The sequence below is a fragment of the Haloferax sp. Atlit-109R genome (genome assembly GCF_003665865.1).
Taxonomy (GTDB): domain Archaea; phylum Halobacteriota; class Halobacteria; order Halobacteriales; family Haloferacaceae; genus Haloferax; species Haloferax volcanii.
Genome location: NZ_QPLO01000011.1, coordinates 1 through 540, shown reverse-complemented (window position 1 = coordinate 540; position 540 = coordinate 1). Strand labels below are relative to the sequence as shown.

General features: G+C 43.9%; 1 protein-coding gene. It reads left to right on the top strand.

Annotation, left to right across the window (positions count from 1 at the left end):
- The coding region (locus DVK03_RS19890) for a hypothetical protein (protein WP_158599099.1) at positions 1–540 on the top strand (540 nt) is incomplete at both ends.

The window sequence follows — 540 nt, the reverse complement described above, 5'->3', positions numbered from 1 at the left end:
TATCGTTCTTCCTGATTATTCAGCAGTTGCTTTCACTACCCCGTATCTCGGGGATGGTTTCCAACTATACATTCAACGAGGGGCTAATTCGGCGGAAGTCCCAGTTGATGATCCCCAACAACTCACCCACGCTGATGCTGGAGTTCATGGAATAAAACATGATCAAAAAGCGAGTAGGCTTACCCTGACTTATTCAATGGACGGGGCTACGTATAAGTCCGAAATTAGATCGTCAAGTGAGATCCAGTCTACTAAAATTAGTGATGATATCCGGGATATTAAGCCACTAATTGCAGATCAAAAATCGGGTATTACGCTACAAGGCGCAAAACGGTGCCATAAAAAGGAAGATACTAAAGTCGCAGGGATTTGGTGCGTGAACGCTCGGGGAGGATATTCTTCTAGAGAGAAGTGTGAAAGTACTCCTCCTGCAGGAGATCATACTCCATTAATTAATGTTTGGAAATTTGAGGTCGTCCCAACCAATAATGCAAATGGAGGCGTGAGTTTCTACTATGGTCAAGAAACGGATGGTGATTG